The sequence below is a fragment of the Actinomyces respiraculi genome (genome assembly GCF_014595995.2).
Lineage (GTDB): Bacteria > Actinomycetota > Actinomycetes > Actinomycetales > Actinomycetaceae > Actinomyces > Actinomyces respiraculi.
This window is the reverse complement of sequence record NZ_CP063989.1, coordinates 1767360-1785226: the sequence shown is the minus strand read 5'-3', so window position 1 is coordinate 1785226 and position 17867 is coordinate 1767360. Positions and strand designations below refer to the sequence as shown.

The 17867-nt window shown below is 70.2% G+C and carries 13 protein-coding genes; 2 read left to right on the top strand and 11 right to left on the bottom strand.

Going from position 1 to position 17867, the window contains the following annotated elements; translation table 11 throughout:
* Positions 1-171: 171 nt before the first annotated feature.
* The 11 genes from rpsT to ID810_RS07375 all read right to left on the bottom strand — a co-directional run bounded on the left by rpsT (position 172) and on the right by ID810_RS07375 (position 12197).
* Positions 172-432 (bottom strand): 30S ribosomal protein S20, encoded by a 261-nt coding sequence (rpsT, locus tag ID810_RS07425; protein WP_166854783.1) that lies wholly within the window; start codon positions 430-432, stop codon positions 172-174.
* 227 nt (positions 433-659) lie between these two features.
* Positions 660-1319 (bottom strand): ATP-binding cassette domain-containing protein, encoded by a 660-nt coding sequence (locus tag ID810_RS07420; protein WP_166854784.1) that lies wholly within the window; start codon positions 1317-1319, stop codon positions 660-662.
* A complete protein-coding gene (locus ID810_RS07415) occupies positions 1312-3297 on the bottom strand; it encodes a hypothetical protein (RefSeq protein WP_166854785.1) in 1986 nt (661 codons plus the stop codon). The genes ID810_RS07420 and ID810_RS07415 overlap by 8 nt, the downstream gene beginning before the upstream one ends.
* Positions 3298-3363: 66 nt before the next feature.
* On the bottom strand, positions 3364-3771 hold the full coding sequence (locus ID810_RS12830) for a lactococcin 972 family bacteriocin (protein ID WP_166854786.1): 408 nt from the start codon (positions 3769-3771) through the stop codon (positions 3364-3366).
* Positions 3772-3901: 130 nt separating this feature from the next.
* The gene (locus tag ID810_RS07405) at positions 3902-4465 is read right to left on the bottom strand and encodes a type II toxin-antitoxin system PemK/MazF family toxin (protein ID WP_166854787.1); all 564 of its coding nucleotides are present in this window, start codon (positions 4463-4465) and stop codon (positions 3902-3904) included.
* Positions 4466-4677: 212 nt separating this feature from the next.
* Positions 4678-5532, bottom strand: a complete 855-nt coding sequence (gene trpA / locus ID810_RS07400) for a tryptophan synthase subunit alpha (protein WP_166854788.1) — start codon at positions 5530-5532, stop codon at positions 4678-4680.
* Between the two features lies 1 nt (position 5533).
* Entirely contained in the window at positions 5534-7870 is a 2337-nt protein-coding gene (trpB, locus tag ID810_RS07395; RefSeq protein WP_166854789.1) for a tryptophan synthase subunit beta, read from the bottom strand.
* Positions 7870-9003 (bottom strand): anthranilate phosphoribosyltransferase, encoded by a 1134-nt coding sequence (trpD, locus tag ID810_RS07390; RefSeq protein WP_166854790.1) that lies wholly within the window; start codon positions 9001-9003, stop codon positions 7870-7872. The genes trpB and trpD overlap by 1 nt, the downstream gene beginning before the upstream one ends.
* Before the next feature lie 99 nt (positions 9004-9102).
* A complete protein-coding gene (locus ID810_RS07385; protein ID WP_166854791.1) occupies positions 9103-9750 on the bottom strand; it encodes an anthranilate synthase component II in 648 nt (215 codons plus the stop codon).
* A 1-nt stretch (position 9751) separates the two neighbouring features.
* Positions 9752-11419, bottom strand: coding sequence for an anthranilate synthase component 1 (locus ID810_RS07380; RefSeq protein WP_166854792.1), 1668 nt, complete (start codon positions 11417-11419; stop codon positions 9752-9754).
* Positions 11420-11675: 256 nt separating this feature from the next.
* Entirely contained in the window at positions 11676-12197 is a 522-nt protein-coding gene (locus ID810_RS07375) for a DedA family protein (protein ID WP_166854793.1), read from the bottom strand.
* Between the two features lie 316 nt (positions 12198-12513).
* Here ID810_RS07375 and ID810_RS07370 point away from each other — a divergent pair, with 316 nt between their 5' ends.
* Together ID810_RS07370 and ID810_RS07365 are read left to right on the top strand one after the other, a co-directional pair.
* The gene (locus ID810_RS07370) at positions 12514-15432 is read left to right on the top strand and encodes a glycoside hydrolase family 3 protein (protein WP_166854794.1); all 2919 of its coding nucleotides are present in this window, start codon (positions 12514-12516) and stop codon (positions 15430-15432) included.
* Complete coding sequence (locus tag ID810_RS07365) at positions 15429-17837, top strand: beta-glucosidase (RefSeq protein ID WP_166854795.1); 2409 nt, start codon at positions 15429-15431, stop codon at positions 17835-17837. The genes ID810_RS07370 and ID810_RS07365 overlap by 4 nt, the downstream gene beginning before the upstream one ends.
* Positions 17838-17867 lie beyond the last annotated feature (30 nt).

Sequence of the window (17867 nt, the reverse complement as noted above, 5' to 3'; positions counted from 1 at the left end):
CGCCGGGTCATGTTGCTGCTTCGTGTCATGCCAGTGTTGCCCGCCATCGGCGGTGCGACACGCCGTCGTCGAGACTCCGGTGCGACGGGCGCTGCGGGCGCGACGGCAGGCGGCCGAGAGGCGCCTCCCAGGTGGGAGGCGCCCCTCGTGATGCGCTTAGGCGGGGTCAGCTCACAGGGAGGCGACGCGCTTGGCCAGCTTGGACTTGCGGTTCGCGGCCTGGTTCTTGTGGATGACGCCCTTGGAGACGGCCTTGTCGAGCTTGCGGGAGGCCTTCTTCAGACCCTCCTCGGCGGCCGCCTTGTCGCCGGCCTCGACAGCCTCGCGCACGCGGCGCACGTAAGTCTTGAGCTCGGACTTGACGGACTGGTTGCGCAGGCGGGCCTTCTCGTTGGTCTTGATGCGCTTGATCTGGGACTTGATGTTCGCCACTGTGGAAGACGCTTTCTTGAAGTCGGATTCGGTCAATGGCCGGAGAGAGGGTTCGCGCACACAGGCCAAGAGGTGGTGGAAGCACCCGGCGAGCCCGGTCGCTGGACCCCACGGCCGGCCAGGCCAGAGGTCCAGACGGAGACCTTACCAGCCGCCCCCGCCAGGCGACCGCCGCGCCGGGGCGGGCAGAACGTGAGGTGCGTCAATATCTGTGGGCCGGGCGCACCTCACGCGGAGGGCTCGTCACCGAGCCTGATGACGTCGTCGGCCCGTTCAACGAGCCGCTGGTCGTGGGTGACGACGAGCACCCCGGCGCCGGCCTTCGTCCACTCCTCCATCAGGTCCATGACCAGGGCGCCAAGGCTCTCGTCACTGCCCGCTGTGGGCTCGTCGAGGACGACAAGGGCGGGCTCGCGCATGAGCCGTGTGCGTGCGAGCGCCACCCTCATCCGTTCGCCGCCGCTGAGGGAGGCCACACGCCTACGCGCGAAGGCCGTTACACCGGTGCGGGCCATGACCTCCGTCACGAGGCCCGTGCGCTGCCGCCACGGCAGGGCGAGCGACCACGCGGCGTGCCACAGGTTGCGTGCAACGCTCCAGGAGTCCTCCAGCAGGAGGTCCTGGGGCTGAAGGGCGATCGTGCGACGGTGGAGGGAACGTAGGGACCGCGCGCTCATCTCGCGGGCGGGGACGCCGTCGACGGTGATAACACCGGAACAGTCGCGGTCGTGGAGGCTCAGGCACCACGCCGTCGTCGACTTGCCGGAGCCGTTGGGGCCGGTCAGGGCGGTGACGGCGCCCCGGGGCAGCGAGAGGTCGAGATCCTCGACGAGGGTGCGTCCCCCGCGTGCGATGGTCAGTCCGGTGGCGGTGAGCGCATCAGTCATGGCGTGTCCTCGTGAGGTGGTGGCCGGTGGCCTGTCGGTACGCGATGACGGCGGCCGCGGTGAGTGCGGTGGCGCACACGGCATGGGTGATGGCGACAGGAGCATCTGGGGTGAGCAGCGAGTGCAGAGCCAGGACGACGAGCTCGATGAGGACGAGGACAAGCGGCACGAGACGGACCATCAGGCCTGTGCGCCCGCCAAACAGTCGTCCGATCTGCTGCTGTCTGCGGTGCACCTGCACCCAGGATCGTGTGGCGACGCTCGTGCTCACGACAGCAGCCGCGCCGGAGGCCGCCAGGACCAGGACGTCGAGGACGAACCGGTGCGTGCTAAGACCGATGGTGGCGGTGTGTCCGCCGCCAACGGCGTCGACCCGAGCGACCAGACCGGCCAGACGGTGGGCACTGAGGTCATTGAGCAACTCCTCCTGGGTGTCGGCGGTGACAAGGGCGGCGCCCTGCGACAGCGCGGACAGGTAGTTCGTGGGTGCGAAGTACCCGTCGGGCACGACGACGATGAGGCAGTCGCTCGTGGTCGTTGCGGTGGCGCCGAGGAAGAAGCTGATCTCGGGCAGGGACTGGGGTAGGTGCGCGGTGGTCTGCTCCAGGTCGTGGATGGAGACCGTGGGTGTGGCGACGCTGCCGCCGAGCTGAGCCTCGAAGGCTGCGTTCCGGCTCAGCTGGGATGAGAGGTTCGCGTCATCGTCGGCATCCTGCCGAGGCCGGTAGAGCGCCATCTCGGTGGGGCTGACGGTCCCCAGGCCATAGTGGGTGGCGGCGGCGTTGTTGAGGTAGAGGGTCGGTGGGCCGCTCGCGTCTGGGGTCGTGCCGTCAGGGATGGCCCAGGCGAGCACGAGGGAGCCGGAGGTCTCGAGATCGTTGACGAAAGCGCCGATGCGCGGCATGAGGCTGTCGTAAGTGGGCTCTGAGGCGGTGCGGATGCTCAGGGAGTATGCGGCGGGCAGTGAGTTCTGCGCCTGCGCCTGCCGCCGCAGCGACTGGTCCTGGAGGATGCCAGTGACTGCGGTGCTGCTGGAGGAAGCGAATGACCATGTCATGGACACAGCCACGACGCACAGGAGCGCGCCGAGCACCGTCCGCACCCGCGGAGCAAGTGCGGATGATCCAGCGCCGCGCCCCCGGCTGGTGCGCGCAAGCACCCCCCACCCGATGGTGATGCCGACGGCGGTGGCGCTGAGGGCGGCAAGCGCGGCGACAACGATGAGCTCCGTCATGAGGCGGTGGACGCTGAGCAGGGCGTTGGCGTAGACGTCGTAGACGATGGCGAGTCCGAGAGCGCCCAGGGGGATGAGGACCCAGGTGCTGACCGAGACGAGTCCCAGCCTCATCAGGTGGATGAGCAGACGGGCGCGCGAGCGCCCTGAAAGGAGGCTGCTGCGCCAGGGCGCAGGGCGTGTGAGCACCGCTGATGCGGTGACGACCGCGTGCGTGGCCAGTGCGAGAAGCAGCGCCCGGCCGAGGGGGGCATGCAGCATCATCTCCGTCGCTGTTCCCGGGACCAGGACGCGCGAGCTCTGGATCGCGTGGCTCCACTGTGCCTGCACCGCGTCGAGTGCGTGATAGACGTTCGCCTCACGGCCAATGACGTGCCATGCGCCAAGCGCCGAGTCCTGAGCGTGGCTGCCTGCGTACACGATGGGTGCCTCGGCGAACATGGGTGTCAGCGGCGGGCGGATGTAGTCGTCCGGGTCGTGGCCGAGTATCTCGATGACATTCGTGGCGAGCGGCTCGCTGTTAAGGCCCATGGTGTCCGTGGTCATGAGCAGCTGCACGAACTCGACGTCGTGCTGCTCGGACAGTTCCAGCAGTTCGCTGGGGCTGACGCCCGTCTCGGTGATGATGAACTGACAGGTGCTCTCAGCTGGGAAGGTGTATTCCACTTGTCTCGGGACGAGGAGAACTGTCGCGAACGTGAGAGTCAGTAGCAGGGCCCAGGTGGCGCGAGTGATGAGGGTCATGTTTGAGATGGCGGTGGTCCTGGGTGCCCTTCAGCAGAACTGAGCACCCAGGACAACCGCAACGCGTCACTTGAACCAGTAGTACGCCTCATTGGAGTCTGCTGAGCGAGTCATTTGCGCGTGAGACCACGCGCCAGGCGCAGTGACGGGACTGCGCAAAAACACACCCCCGTCGTACTTACTCACTGTGGAGCCGTGATAGCGAGTCGGGTGATAGAACCTCGACCAGACGGTGGTTGCGTTTGTCCCGTAACTCCACTGGCCTCCAGCAACTGAAACCGTGTGGGAACCAACAATGCCGTAAGGCCTGGCGCCGCTACTCCATGTCGTCGCCTGGTCCTCAATGACGACCGATCCCGATCCTGCGGCGTCGTCTGGAACTGGTGATTCGGCGGCTGAGGCGGTTGGTGTGACTGCGAGTGCGAGAGCGAGAAGTGGGATAGCGAGTAGTGATGAGAAGTGGGGAATACGCATGAGTCCATCCTCTCTGACGATCCGTCCTCTTTGACGGTACCCTAAAGCATACCTTTACTTGCCAGTCTCTTCCAGTGGGCGACGAGACTCGTCGGGAGCGCCCGCGAAAGCGCGTGTTGGCGCAGCGCTGTCAGCCCCAGTGCTTCCTCAGTTCCTGGACGGCACTGGTGAAGACGGCCCGGCTCATCGTCGCGCCCTCACGTCGCACCGCGGAGGGGTCGACGAGGAGCAGGCGGTCCAGGCGCATCTCGCTGGGGCGCCCCTTGGGGTCCCAGGCGCCGGTGCCGACGTCGAACCAGTAGCGGCCGTGACGCGCCTGTTGGGCGCGGTCGTGGTCGTGGTCCTTGCTCGTGAGCTGGGCGACGATGAGGCGCGCGGAGGAGCCGGAGCCCTCGCGTGCCAGGACGAGGACCGGACGGTCCTTGCCCTGGGTGGCGTCCTCCTCGTAGGGCACCCACGTCCACACGACCTCGCCAGGATCGGCGTCGCCGTCGGGATCGGGGGAGTAGGAGAAGGCGGGCAGGCCGTGTGTGGCGACGTCGTACTCGGTGACGTCTGCCCGGGGGCGGCTGGCCTGCGCGTGGGGGCGTGCAGGCCGCCCGGCCTTCGGGGTCCGGCCGGAGCTGGCGTCCTCGAGGACGTCGCGGACGACGCGGGCGAGGATCGCGATGATCCGGTTGAGCAGAGAAACCATGCCCCGACCCTACCCGCGAGAACTGGTGTTATCCGGCGCGAGAACTGGTGTTGTCTGACGCGAGAACTGGTGCTGCGTGCTGGAACCGGTGTGGTGGAGGACAACACCAGGTCTGGTGAGGTTTAACACCAGTTCTCGTGGGGAATGACACCAGTTTTGGTGAGGTTTAACACCAGTTCTCGCGGGAAGGAAGGAGGAGGATATGGAGGTTACTAGCTGTCTGTGCGGAGGGTGGCGGCCTTCATCGCGCACACGAAGCCCACCAGGTCCTCGCACAGTGCCCCCTGCGCCACCTGGCGCGTGCTGGCATCGCCGCCCAGCAGCGCCGGCACGTGGGACTCGATGATCCTCACCACCGCCGAGCCGGAGATCGCCCCGTCCGCCCCGGCCGCCACCGCCTCGGCAACCTGCTGCGGTGTCGAGATGCCGAAGCCGAGCATGACCGGCGCGGCCGCGTCCGCACGCAGACGTGCCACCGACTCTGCCAGCCCCACGGTCGACGAGGCCCGCTCGGTGCCCGTCACCCCGACGCGCGAGACCGCATACACGTAGCCGCGCGAGCGGCGGGCCACACCGTCAAGGGTCTCGGCGGAGGCCGAGGGCGGGGCGATGTAGACGGCGTCGACCCCGGCCGCCTCGGCCGCGGCCGAGAAGGCCTCGCCCTCGCGCACCGGCACATCCGGCAGCAGCACCGAGTCCACGCCGCTGGCGGCGCACAGGCGGTAGAACTCCTCCAGCCCGACGGCGAAGGGCACGTTGCCGTAGACCAGCAGCCCAACCGGCAGCTGCGGGTGGCGCTCGCGCACCCGCAGCACGATCTCCAGCGAGGTGCGCAGCCCCGCCTCGGCCCGAAGCGCCCGGATGTGGGCGCGCTGGATCGTCGGGCCGTCGGCCACCGGGTCGGAGAAGGGCACGCCCAGCTCCAGGGCGTCGGCACCGCCCTCAATGAGCGCCTCGATGACGGCCTCACTGAGTTCGGGCGTGGGGTCGCCGAGCATGACGAAGGGGACGAAGGCCCCCTCGGCCTGCTCGTTCAGACGACGGAACATCTCGGGGTAGCGGGTCATCTCAGGCCTCCTGGCCGGCGTCGGCGGACTCGTGCTGGGTCAGTCCCAGGTACTCGGTACGCGTGCCCATCTCCTTAAGCATGCGCGAGGCGTGGCCCACGGCGCCGTCGGTGGAGAAGGATCCGCCCAGGCGCAGGCGGACCTGGTCCAGGTCCTTGTCCCCGCGGCCGGACAGGCACACGAGCAGGTGCGGGGTCGGAGCGTCGGGCGGGGTCTCACGCGCGATCCGCAGGGCCATGGCCAGGGCGTGAGCGGACTCCAGGGCGGGGATGATGCCCTCCCATCGGGAGAGCTGGACGAAGGCGTCGATGGCCTCGTCGTCGGTGACACCCACGTAGCCGGCGCGCCCGGTGTCCGCCAGCCAGGCGTGCTCAGGGCCGACCCCCGGGTAGTCCAGGCCCGCGGAGACACTGAAGGACTCCTCGACCTGCCCCTCCTCGGTGCGCATGAGGTAGGAGCGCGCACCGTGCAGGATGCCGACCCTGCCCGCGTTGACCGGGGCGCCGTGACGCCCCGAGTCCAGGCCCTCACCGGCCGGCTCGACGCCGATGAGGCCCACACCCTCGTCCGCGATGAACTCGCTGAACATCCCGATGGCATTGGATCCGCCGCCCACGCAGGCGATGACATGGTCGGGCAGGCGCCCGGTGAGGGCGAGCACCTGGGCGCGCGCCTCGGTGGAGATGCACCGGTGGTACTCGTGCACGATGGTGGGGAAGGGGTGGGGGCCGGCGGCCGTGCCCAGCAGGTAGTGGGTGGTGGCGAAGGAGGCGGTCCAGTCACGCAGGGCCTCGTTGACGGCGTCCTTGAGCGTGCCCGCCCCACTGTCGACCGGCACCACGGTCGCGCCCATGAGCTCCATGCGCTCGACGTTGGCGGCCTGGCGCACGACGTCGGTGGCCCCCATGTACACGGTGCACTCCAGGCCCAGCAGCGCACAGACCATCGCGGTGGCCGTGCCGTGCTGGCCTGCGCCGGTCTCGGCGATGATGCGGCTCTTGCCCATCCGCTTGGCCAGCAGCGCCTGGCCGAGCACCTGGTTGCCCTTGTGGGCGCCGCCGTGGACGAGGTCCTCGCGCTTGAGGAAGATGCGGGCGTTGCCCTGGCGCGGCAGGTTGCGCAGCTCGGTCACCGGGGTGGGACGCCCAAGGTAGCGGCGCAGGAGCTCGTCGAACTCGGCCTGGAAGGACGGGTCCGCCTGCGCCTCGATGAAGGCGTCCTCGAGCTCATCGAGGGCGGGGATGAGCAGCTCGGGCACGTACTGGCCGCCGTAGGGGCCGAAGTACGCGCTCAGCCGGGGGTGGTGGTGCCCGTCGTGCTCGCGCCCACCCTGCGGGGGGACGGTGGCCGACGGCGAGGCGGCAGGAGGCACGGCGGCATCGGTTCCGACGTCGTCGGCTCCGACAGCGGTCGGCGCGCTCCGGGGGTGGGCACCCGTGTCGGCGGGGTTGGCAGTCATGGTCTTCTCCCGGGTGGTGGGGACGGGGATGGCGGTGGCGAAGGAGGCGGCCAGGGCTGCCGGGTCCTCGGCGGACGACAGGGAGGAGCCGATGAGCAGGGCGTCAACGAACGGCGCCAGGCGGCGCACGTCGTCGGCACTGCCCACCCCGGACTCGCCCACGAGGACCACCCCGGCCGGAGCCAGCGGCGCCATCTGCTCGGTGCGGGCCACGTCCGTGGCCAGGGTGCGCAGGTCACGGTTGTTGATCCCGACGACGGCGGCGCCCAGCGCGGCCGCCCGGTGCATCTCCTCCACGGTCGAGACCTCCGTGAGCACCTCCATGCCCAGGCAGGAGGCCAGGTGTGCGAGCTCGCGGTAGACGTCGTCGGGCACGATGGAGAGCATGAGCAGGATTGCGTCGGCCCCCAGGTGGCGGGCGGCGAGCACCTGCACCTCGTCGACGATGAAGTCCTTGCACAGCACCGGGCAGTCGACGACGGCGCGCACGGCCGCCAGGTCCTCGAAGGAGCCGTTGAAGCGGTCCGGCTCGGTGAGCACGGACACGGCCGCCGCGTAGGGCCGGTACATGCGGGCCAGCGACGCCGGGTCGTAGTCGGCGCGGATCGTGCCCAAGGACGGCGAGGCGGACTTGCACTCCAGCACCAGGGCCGGTTGCGGGGATGCCAGCGGGCCCGAACGGTGGCGCAGGGCTGCGCTGAAGGAGCGCTCACTGCGGGGCAGGTCCTCGGCGCGCAGGTGGCCGAAGCGCTCGCGCAGCTCGGGCAGGCGGGCGCGGCGCGCCTCGACGATGGCGTCCAGGACGGTGCCGGAGACGATGAGACGCTGCGAGACGGGCAGCCGCTCGGGGCGGTCGGCGGCGGTGGTTGAGGCTCCCATCAGGCGACCGTCCCGTCCGCCTGGCCGGAGTCGGCGCCAGAGATGGTGGCAGAGACAGTGGCAGCGGCGGCGACCATGCGCTCCAGGTGCTTGGCCACCCGGCCGCTAGCCAGCTGCTCAAGCGCCGCCTCGGTGCCCTCGCGCAGCGTGCCCACCCGGCCCGCGAGGTACAGCAGCGCCCCCGTGTTGACCGCGATGGCGTCACGGTGCCCCGCCCGCCCCCGGTTCTCGAAGACGTCGCGCAGGATCCGGGCGTTCTCGGCGGGCGTGCCACCCAGCATCTCGGACAGGTGACGCGTGGGCACCCCCAGCTCCTCGGGGGTGACCGTAAAGGAGCGCACGCCGTCGGGAGTCACCTCGCGCACGCTCGTGGCCCCGTGGACGGTGATCTCGTCCAGGCCCAGGCCGTGGATGACCAGGGCGCGCTCGCGGCCCAGGCGCTGGAGGGTGGAGGCGATCATGTCCATCATCGCCGGGTTGGAAACGCCCATGACCTGGTAGCTCAGGCGGGCGGGGTTGATGAGCGGTCCCAGGACGTTGAAGATCGTCGGGGTGCGCAGGGTGGCACGCACGGGGGCGACGAAGCGCATGGCCGGGTGGTAGGCCTGGGCGAAGAGGAAGGTGAAGCCGACCTCCTGAAGAACCTTGGCGGACTGCTCGGGGCTGAGCTCCAGCGGCAGCCCGAGGGCGCTGATGACATCGGCGGCACCGGTCTTGGAGGACACGGCACGGTTGCCGTGCTTGGAGACCGCCAGGCCCATCGAGGCGGCGGTGATGCCTGCGCCGGTGGAGATGTTGATGGTCCCCACTCCGTCACCGCCGGTGCCGACGATGTCGAGCAGGGGCATGGGGACCTCGGGGAAGGGCCGGGCGGCTGCCCTGAAGGCGTGGGCGGCGCCGGCGACCTCCTCGGCGCGCTCGCCGCGGGCGTGCATGGCCGCCAGCAGGGCCGCGGTCTCGACCTCGCTCAGCAGACCTGCGCCCAGTGCGGCGAAGACGGTGGAGGCGTCCTCGTAGGACAGGACCTGTCCCTGGACAGTGGTGCGCATGAGGGCGCGTGCGGCCTCGGTGCGCTCGTGACGGCTGTCCGTCCCGGTACTCATGGCGTTGTTCTCGGCGGGGGCGGTGGTCATGGTGTTCTCCTCGGGGGTGGGCGCCGGTGGCCGGGTGGGGCTGGGCGCTGTGTCGTGGTCGGGTGTGGGCCCGGGCGCTCGCGGCCCGGACGGGGCGGCTCAGGCGGTGCTGCTCTCGCCGGTCAGTGAGACGGTCAGGGCCCGCAGGAGCGCCGGCCCCTGGGGCGTCAGGAGCGACTCGGGGTGGAACTGCAGGCCGACGGCGGGGCGATACCGGTGGCGCGCCGCCATGACGACGTCGGCGCCGACCGGGTCCTGCTCACGGGTGACGGCCAGGGCGGCCAGGTCCGGGGGCAGGGTGCGCGTGCCCAGCGAGTGGTAGCGGGCGACGTCGAGCGGGCCGCCCGCCAGGACGGCGAGTGCGGCATCGTGGCGCCCGGCCTCGGTGACGTGCACGCGCGCGCTGCGCCCGTGGACCGCGCCCACCGGTCCAATGACGCCCCCACAGGCCTCGACGAGCGCCTGGAAGCCCAGACAGATGCCGAGCGTGGGCACGCCCCGCTCCAGGGCCGCCTCGGTCAGGGGCATGAGGCAGCCGCTCGTGCGGGGGTGGCCGGGGCCGGGGGACAGGCACAGGAGGGGGTGCTCACCACGGTCCCGCTCCTCAGCCGTGGGCTCGAGGGCCGCAAGCAGGACCTCGGTGGGCAGGGTGTTGCGGTAGACCCCGGTCCGGGCGCCCAGCAGGGCGAGCTGGTCCACGAGGTTGTAGACGAAGGAGTCGCGGTTGTCGAGCAGGACGACGCGCATCTCAGGCCTCCTTGGGAGTGTCGGAACCGATGAGGAGCTCGGCCCCCTGGGCGGCGGCCACCGCCTGCAGGACCGCAGCCGCCTTGTGGACCGTCTCGGCGGCCTCCGCCTCGGGCACGGAGGCGGCGACGACGCCGGCCCCCGCCTGGACCAGGGCGCGGCCTGCGGCGACGAAGGCCGAGCGGATGACGATGCACGTGTCGAGTTCGCCGTCGCCGCGCAGGTAGCCGACCGAGCCGCCGTAGGAGCCGCGGCGCACGCCTTCGGTCAGGCGGATGAGCTCGGCGGCACGCAGCTTGGGGGCGCCGGTGAGCGTGCCCATCGTCATGGAGGCCCGCAGCGCATCCAGCGCGTCGAGCCCCGGGGCGAGCGTGCCGCTGACCTCGCTCACCAGGTGCATGACCCGGCTGTAGCGGTCCACGCGCAGCAGGTCTGTGACGTGGCGGGTGCCGGGCACGCTCACCCGGGCCACGTCGTTGCGGGCCAGGTCCACGAGCATGACGTGCTCGGCGACCTCCTTGGTGTCCGTGCGCAGCTCCAGTTCCAGGCGCGTGTCGAGCTCGTGGTCCACCGAGCCGTCCGGGGCCAGGCCGCGCGGGCGGGTGCCGGCGATGGGGCGAATCGAGACCGTGCCGGTGCGTGCCGAGTGCAGCAGGGCGGACTCGGGGGAGGCCCCCAGCAGCTCGAAGCCGGGGGCGGCCACGTAGAACATGTAGGGGCTGGGGTTGGTGCGGCGCAGCTCGTGGTAGGCGGCCAGTGCGTCCGGGCAGGGCATCGTGAAGCCCCGGGAGGGCACCACCTGGTAGATGTCCCCGGCGCTGATCGACTCCTTGAGGCGGCTGACGGTGGCTGCGAAGTCCTCGTCGCTCTGGGTGGGCACGGCCCGCACCACTGGGCGCTCTGTGCCGACGGCGTGTCCCGTGCCGACGACGCGCTCCGGCTCGTCGTCGTGCCCCGGCTCGAGCGGAGCGAAGGAGTCGATGGCCCGGGCCAGCGCCTCCATTCGGGCCGCCAGGTCCTCGGCGTCGACGCTCGCCCCCACGAGGGTCGCCTCGCGAGTGGGGTGGTCGACGACGAGGATGATGCGCGCATCGTAGAAGAGGTAGTCGGGGCAGGTATTGGCCCCCATTGCCACCGCCGGCAGCGTCTCGAAGGTCGCCAGGTAGTCGAAGGCGACCACGCCCGCCTCCAGGGGCAGGTGCGGGTGGTCGACCTCCACGCCGGCGAGCACCCGCAGCGGCTCCACCGTTGAGCAGGCCCTCAGGCGCTCGCTCTCCTCCAGGTGGGCGGCGTCAGCCGTCGGGATCATGAGGGCCAGGCGGTACTCGGCGTCGGAGCTCACGTGCTCACCCAGCGCAGTGCGCAGGCGGGCGAGGGCGGCCTCGCCGTCGGCTCGCGCTTGCGGCAGGGCCTCGATGAGGACCTGCTCGCCCTCGCAGGTGAGCCGGGCGGAGGCCTCAAGGACCGCGATGGTGGTGCGCGAGACCTTGGTGGCGATGTCGACGGACTCCAGCAGGACCGTGTCCACGGGCCGACGGCGGCCGGTGTGGGGGTCCGTCGTCGTGGCCAGGAGGTCGGCTGCGACCAGGTGCTCCAGGAGGCGCCCGCAGTCCGGCTGGTAGCGCACCTGCTGGGTGAGCACCGTCGGTGGTGGGGTGGGTGTCGTCATGGGAGGTGGTCTCCTCGGTTCGTGCCACCGACGACCTGCTCCGAATGCACGAAGAGCCCGCCTGGTGGCGAGCTCTGGTGTTCTGCTTCCGCGTACGCGACTGGGTGGCTCGCCCTCAGGGGAGCCACCACCAGCAACGGGAGAAGAACGTGGTCACGGCCGTGAGCCTAGGCCACGCCGTTCCGGTGACCCAAATCCGTGCCGAGTCGTGTCTCATCGTGAGACGGACCGGGCGGGCGCTGCCCGGCCGCCGGGATCAGGCCTCGACAGCCTCACGGACCCGGATAGGTGCGGCGTGCTCCTGGACAGTGGCGTCGACGGCGGACTGGGCCCGCTGGCGGCGGCCGCGCGCCCAGATGACGAGCGCGGCGACCGCGACGAGCGCGGCGATGGCCCAGCCTCCGCCGGCACCGACCCACGCGGCGAAGACCGCAAGGCCCACGGTGGCGTAGATCGTCGCCCAGATCGCTGCCCCGACCATGACGGCGGGCAGGTAGCGGCGCAGTGGCATGAGGGTCACGCCCGCCCACAGCTGGACGAAGGACTGCACCCCGACCGTCATGAAGGACAGCGGGACCGCGATGATCCCCCAGCGCTCGGCCATCGCCTGGGCGCTGACGTACATCGGGCTGGTGAGCATCCCGGAGAAGCGCGAGTGCTCTGCCCCCTTGCCCAGCCCTCGGCCCATCCAGTGGATGAGGTTGGCGCGCAACATCGCCACGCACCACAGCACACCCCAGGCCCAGATGAGAGGAAGCTCAAGAATCCGATCGATCACGGTCGGCAAGCGTAGGGCGGCAGGTGACGCCACGGCCATCGGTGTCAGAAAAACTCGGAGGTTCGGGCCCGAGCGCGGGTCATGAGCCGTGCGGACGACGAGCCGTGCAGACCGGGTCCGTGCAGGCCGGGGCCGCGCAGATCATGAGCGCACAGCGACAGGTTGTGCACAGCGCGGTGCACCACCCCCGGTTGCCACGGTGAGATGAGTACGTCACCTGGCCCGGCCCCTGCCGCGCGCCAGCGCGTGAGAACCGTATGAGTTCCACCCAGACCGTGCTCACCCCGGCGCGGCGAGAGAGAGGAAACCCCCGACAATGCTGTCGATCAACTGGGACGACGTCATCAACGTCCTGGTGAGCCTGCGCACCCAGCTCATCATCATCGGCGTCGCCCTTGCCCTGGCCATCATCGTCACGATTGCCGCGCACTGGCTCAGGAGGCCTGAGCGCAAGCTCGTCCGCTCCACCACGTGGGTGGCCGCCGTCGTCGCGGTCGCCCTGGCAGTGACCGCCATGATGTACGGAGGCCTCAAGACAATCCTCGACCTGTCCTCCGGCTCGGGTGTGCTGTCCGCCCAGACCTCCGCGATGGCCGAGGAGCTCGGCAACGCGATCGCCGACGAGGGCATGGTGCTGCTCAAGAACGACAACGCCACCCTGCCGCTTGAGGACGGCTCCGCCCTCAACGTCCTGGGCTGGGCATCGACCAACCCGGTCTACGGCGGCACCGGCTCCGGCTCGCTGAGCGCCGAGAACCCGACGACCTCGCTGCTCGACGGCCTGACGAACGCGGGCTTCACGCTCAACAGCACCCTCACCGACCTCTACACCGGCTACCGCGACGCGCGCCCGGAGGTCGGGATGTTCGCCGCCGACTGGAGCCTTCCCGAGCCCACCGCCGAGGCCTACACCGAGGACGTCCTGTCCTCCATCCGCTCGTACTCCGACACCTCCGTCGTCGTCATCAGCCGCTCCGGTGGCGAGGGCTTCGACCTGCCCCAGGACGTCAACGCCGAGATCGCGGCCAACCCGGCCTTCTCCTACACGAACAACTCCAGCTCCGAGCCGGACTTTGACGACGGTCAGGGCTACCTGGAGCTGACCAACCCTGAGAAGCACCTCATCGAGGTCGCCACACAGAACTCCGAGAAGGTCGTCGTCGTCATCAACGCCGCCAACGCCTTCCAGCTCGGCGAGCTGGCCGACAACCCCGAGATCGACGCCATCATCTGGGCGCTTCCCCCCGGCCAGGTCGGCTTCAACGCGCTGGGCCGCATTCTCGACGGCGAGGTCAACCCCTCCGGCAGGACCCCCGACACCTTCGCCTACGACATCGCCTCCTCCCCGGCGGCCAACAACTTCGGTGCCTTCACCTACACGAACATGGAGGAGTTCGCCCAGACCTCCGTCTTCACCGGCGCCACCACCCGCCCCGGCTTCGTGTCCTACAACGAGGGCATCTACGTCGGCTACCGCTGGTACGAGACCGCTGCCGCTGAGGGCGTCATCGACTACGACTCGAGTGTTGTCTACCCCTTCGGCTACGGCCTGAGCTACACGACCTTCGACCAGGAGCTTGTCGACGTCGAGCACGCCGCCGACGGCGAGATCACGGTGACGGTCAACGTCACCAACACCGGCGATGTCGCGGGCAAGGACGTCGTCGAGGCCTACTACACCCCGCCGTACACCAACGGCGGCATCGAGAAGGCCGCGGTCAACCTTGTCGAGTACACCAAGACCGGGCTGCTCGAGCCCGGGCAGTCCGAGACCGTCACCCTGACCTTCGAGCAGGACGACATGGCCTCCTACGACGAGAACGGGGCCAAGGCCTACGTTCTCGAGGCCGGTGACTACGTCATCTCCCTGCGCTCGGACTCCCACACGCAGATCGCCGCCCAGACCCTCACCGTCGCCCAGACCGTCACCTACGACACGGCGGACAACACCCACGACGGCGACGTCGCGCCCGCCACGAACGTCTTCGACGACGCCGACGGCGCGGTGACGTACCTGTCGCGTGCCGACTCCTTCGCCAACTACGCCGTGGCCACCGCCGCTCCCGCCTCCTTCGAGTTGAGCGAGGCACTCAAGGCCACCTTCATCAACAACGACACCTACGACGCCGCCGCTGCCGACGCGGCCGCCGATGACGTGACGATGCCGACGACGGGCGCTGACAACGGCCTCGTCCTGGGCGACATGTACGGCCTGGCCTACGACGACCCGACGTGGGACCAGCTGCTTGACCAGCTCACCGTCGGGGAGATGAACAACCTCATCGCCAACGGCGGCTACGGCTCGGTCGCCATCGGCTCGGTCGGCAAGCTGCGCGTGTCCGACGTCGACGGGCCCGCCGCCCTGAACAACAACTTCACGGGCGTGGGCTCCATCGGCCTGCCCGTGTCGGTGGCCGTGGCCGCGACCTGGAACAAGGACCTCGCCCACGACTTCGGTACCGCCATCGGCACGATGGCGCACGACATGGACGTCGCCGGCTGGTACGCCCCGGCCACGAACACGCACCGCTACGCCTACGCGGGCCGCAACTTCGAGTACTTCTCGGAGGACCCGCTGCTGGCCGGAACGCAGGTCGCCCAGGAGATCCGGGGCGCATCCGAGCTGGGCGTGTACGCCTTCATCAAGCACTTCGCCCTCAACGACCAGGAGTCCAAGCGCACCGACATGCTCATGACCTGGTCCAACGAGCAGGCCATCCGCGAGATCTACCTGCGCTCCTTCGAGATCGGCATCAAGGAGGGCGGCGCCGGCGCGGTCATGACGGCCTTCAACTACATCGGCACCGTCTATGCGGGCGCTCACCCCGGGCTGCTGCAGACCGTCCTGCGTCAGGAGTGGGGCTTCACCGGCATGACGCTGACGGACTACTTCGGTGGCTACGGCTACCAGAACGCCGACCAGCTTGTGCGCAACGGCGGTGACATGATGCTCGCCACCACGGATATCGGGGTCAACTTCGTCCAGGTCACCAACTCGCCGGTGGCGGTCACGGCCATGCGAGAGGCTTCGCACAACATCCTCTACACGGTGGCCAACTCCTGGATCTACGCCAACGGCCAGCCCGAGGCCGAGCGCGCCCGCTGGGAGTACATCACCTGGACGGTCCTGGGCGTCGGCGCCGTGCTACTCATCGGCCTGGAGGTCATTGCGGTGCGCCGCTTCCTCGCCCGACGCGGTGAGGTGACGGCCGCTAGGAAGGACCCTGTGTCGTGACCGTCAACGCCTCGGACCTCAGTCTCATCGAGGCTGCCGCCCTGCTGTCGGGCGCCAGCGAGTGGGACTCACGCGCCCTGCCCGCCAGGGGCATCCGCTCCTTCGTCATGTCCGACGGCCCGCACGGGGTGCGACGCCAGCTGGGCAGCGGCGACCACCTGGGCATCGCGGAGTCCGAGCCGGCCACCTGCTTCCCGACGGCGGCGGCGCTGGCCTGCTCCTGGGACCCGGCCCTCGCCGAGGAGATGGGTGCGGCCCTGGGGCAGGAGGCGCGCGCGCTCGGCGTTGACGTCCTGCTCGGCCCGGGCCTCAACATCAAGCGCTCACCCCTGTGCGGACGCAACTTCGAGTACTACTCGGAGGACCCGCTCCTGGCGGGCCGTATGGCGGCGGGGCTGGTGCGTGGCATCCAGTCCCAGGGTGTGGCGGCCACGCCCAAGCACTTCGCCGTCAACTCTCAGGAGCTGCGGCGCATGTCCTCCGACTCGGTCGTCGACGAGCGCACCATGCGCGAGATCTACCTCACCGCCTTCGAGATCGTCGTGCGCGAGGCCCATCCCCGGGCCCTCATGAGTGCCTACAACCGGGTCAACGGCGTCTACGCCAACGAGAACCGCCACCTGCTCACCGAGATCCTGCGCGAGGAGTGGGGCTACGACGGGCTTGTCGTCTCGGACTGGGGCGGGTCCAATGACGCCGCCGCGGCGGCCGGTGCCGGCTCCTCCCTGGAGATGCCGGCTCCGGGCCTGTACGGGGCGCGCGCCATCGTGCGTGCCGTCATGGAGGGTCGCCTGAGCCGTCAGTCCCTGCGTGAGCGCGCCACGGAGGTCATCGCCATGAGCGAGGCCGCCCTGTCCCACGGCGAGCGTCCGGCGCTGGAGGCTGAGGCCCACCATGACGTGGCCCGCCGGGTTGCCGAACAGTCCATCGTCCTGCTCAAGAACGATGACGCTGTGCTGCCGCTGGTCGGCGGCACCCGCGTCGCCGTCATCGGGGACATGGCCGCCACCCCGCGCTACCAGGGCTCCGGCTCCTCCCAGATCAACCCCACGCGTCTGGAGACCTTCCTCGACGTCGTGGGCGACAGCGACCTCGACGTCGTCGGCTACGCCCCGGGCTACGACCGCCAGGGCGCCGACGACGAGGCCCTGGTCCGCGAGGCCGTTGAGCTGGCCCGCCGTAGCGACGTCGTCCTGGCCTGGATCGGCCTCGACGAGCTCAGTGAGTCCGAGGGCCTGGACCGCTCCCACATGCGCCTGCCGGCCGTGCAGACCCGGATGCTTCAGGCCGTGGCGGAGGCGAACCCCAAGGTCGTCGTCGTCCTGTCGGCCGGATCCGCCGTCGAGACCGCCTGGGAGGCGCACGCCCGCGCCGTCATCCACACCTCCCTGTCGGGGCAGGCCGGAGCATCGGCCGCACTGCACGTGCTCACGGGCGAGGTCAACCCGTCGGGCCGCCTGGCCGAGACCTACCCCGTCTCCTACGAGGACCACCCCACCTCCGCGTGGTTCCCGGCCACCGGCGAGCTCGCGCTGTACACGGACGGCCCCTACGTCGGCTACCGCTACTTCCAGACGGCTGGCGTCGAGGTGGCTCACCCCTTCGGCTTCGGCCTGTCGTACTCGACCTTCGACTACTCCGACCTGCGGGTGGACGCCGACGGGGCGAGCGTGACGGTGACGAACACCTCCGAGGTCGACGGCGCCGAGGTCGTCCAGCTCTACGTGAGCCCGCCGCAGGGCGTGTGGGGCCCGGTGCGCGAGCTCAAGGGCTTTGCCAAGGTCATGGTGCCCGCCGGCGCGAGCGTGACGGTGACGATCCCCTTTGACGAGTACACCTTCCGTCACTACTCCACGGCTGCCGGCGCCTGGAGGGTCACCGGCGGCGCCTGGACGGTGCTGGTGGGGCGCAACGTGGAGGACCTGCCGCTTGAGGCGGTCCTCGACGTCGAGGGTGAGGCCCCCGAGCCCGCCGACCCCGCCCTGGGGGCTTACCTCACGGGGCGGGTCGACCAGGTTGGTGAGGCCGAGTTCGCCGCCCTGCTGGGCCGGCCGGTGCCCACGCCCGCCCCCGACGGCGAGATAGGGCCCAACGACCCGCTGTCGGCGATGAGCGGGGCCCGCTCGCGCCTGGCGCGCACCGTTGCCGCCTTCCTCACGCGCCGTCGGGCCAAGGCCGACGCGACCGGCAAGCCGGACCTCAACATCCTCTTCGTGCTCAACATGCCGCTACGGGCCACGAGCAAGATGACCCGCGGCGCCGTGTCCGACGAGATGGTCGGAGGCCTGGTGGACCTCGTCAACGGCCACACCCTGCGCGGCCTGCGCGCCGCGCTCGGCGGTTACGTGCGCAACCGTCGAGCCGACAAGGCGGTCCAGCGGGTCCTCGACCACCCGCGCCGCTGAGCGGCGCCTGACCAGCAACAGCTTGACCAG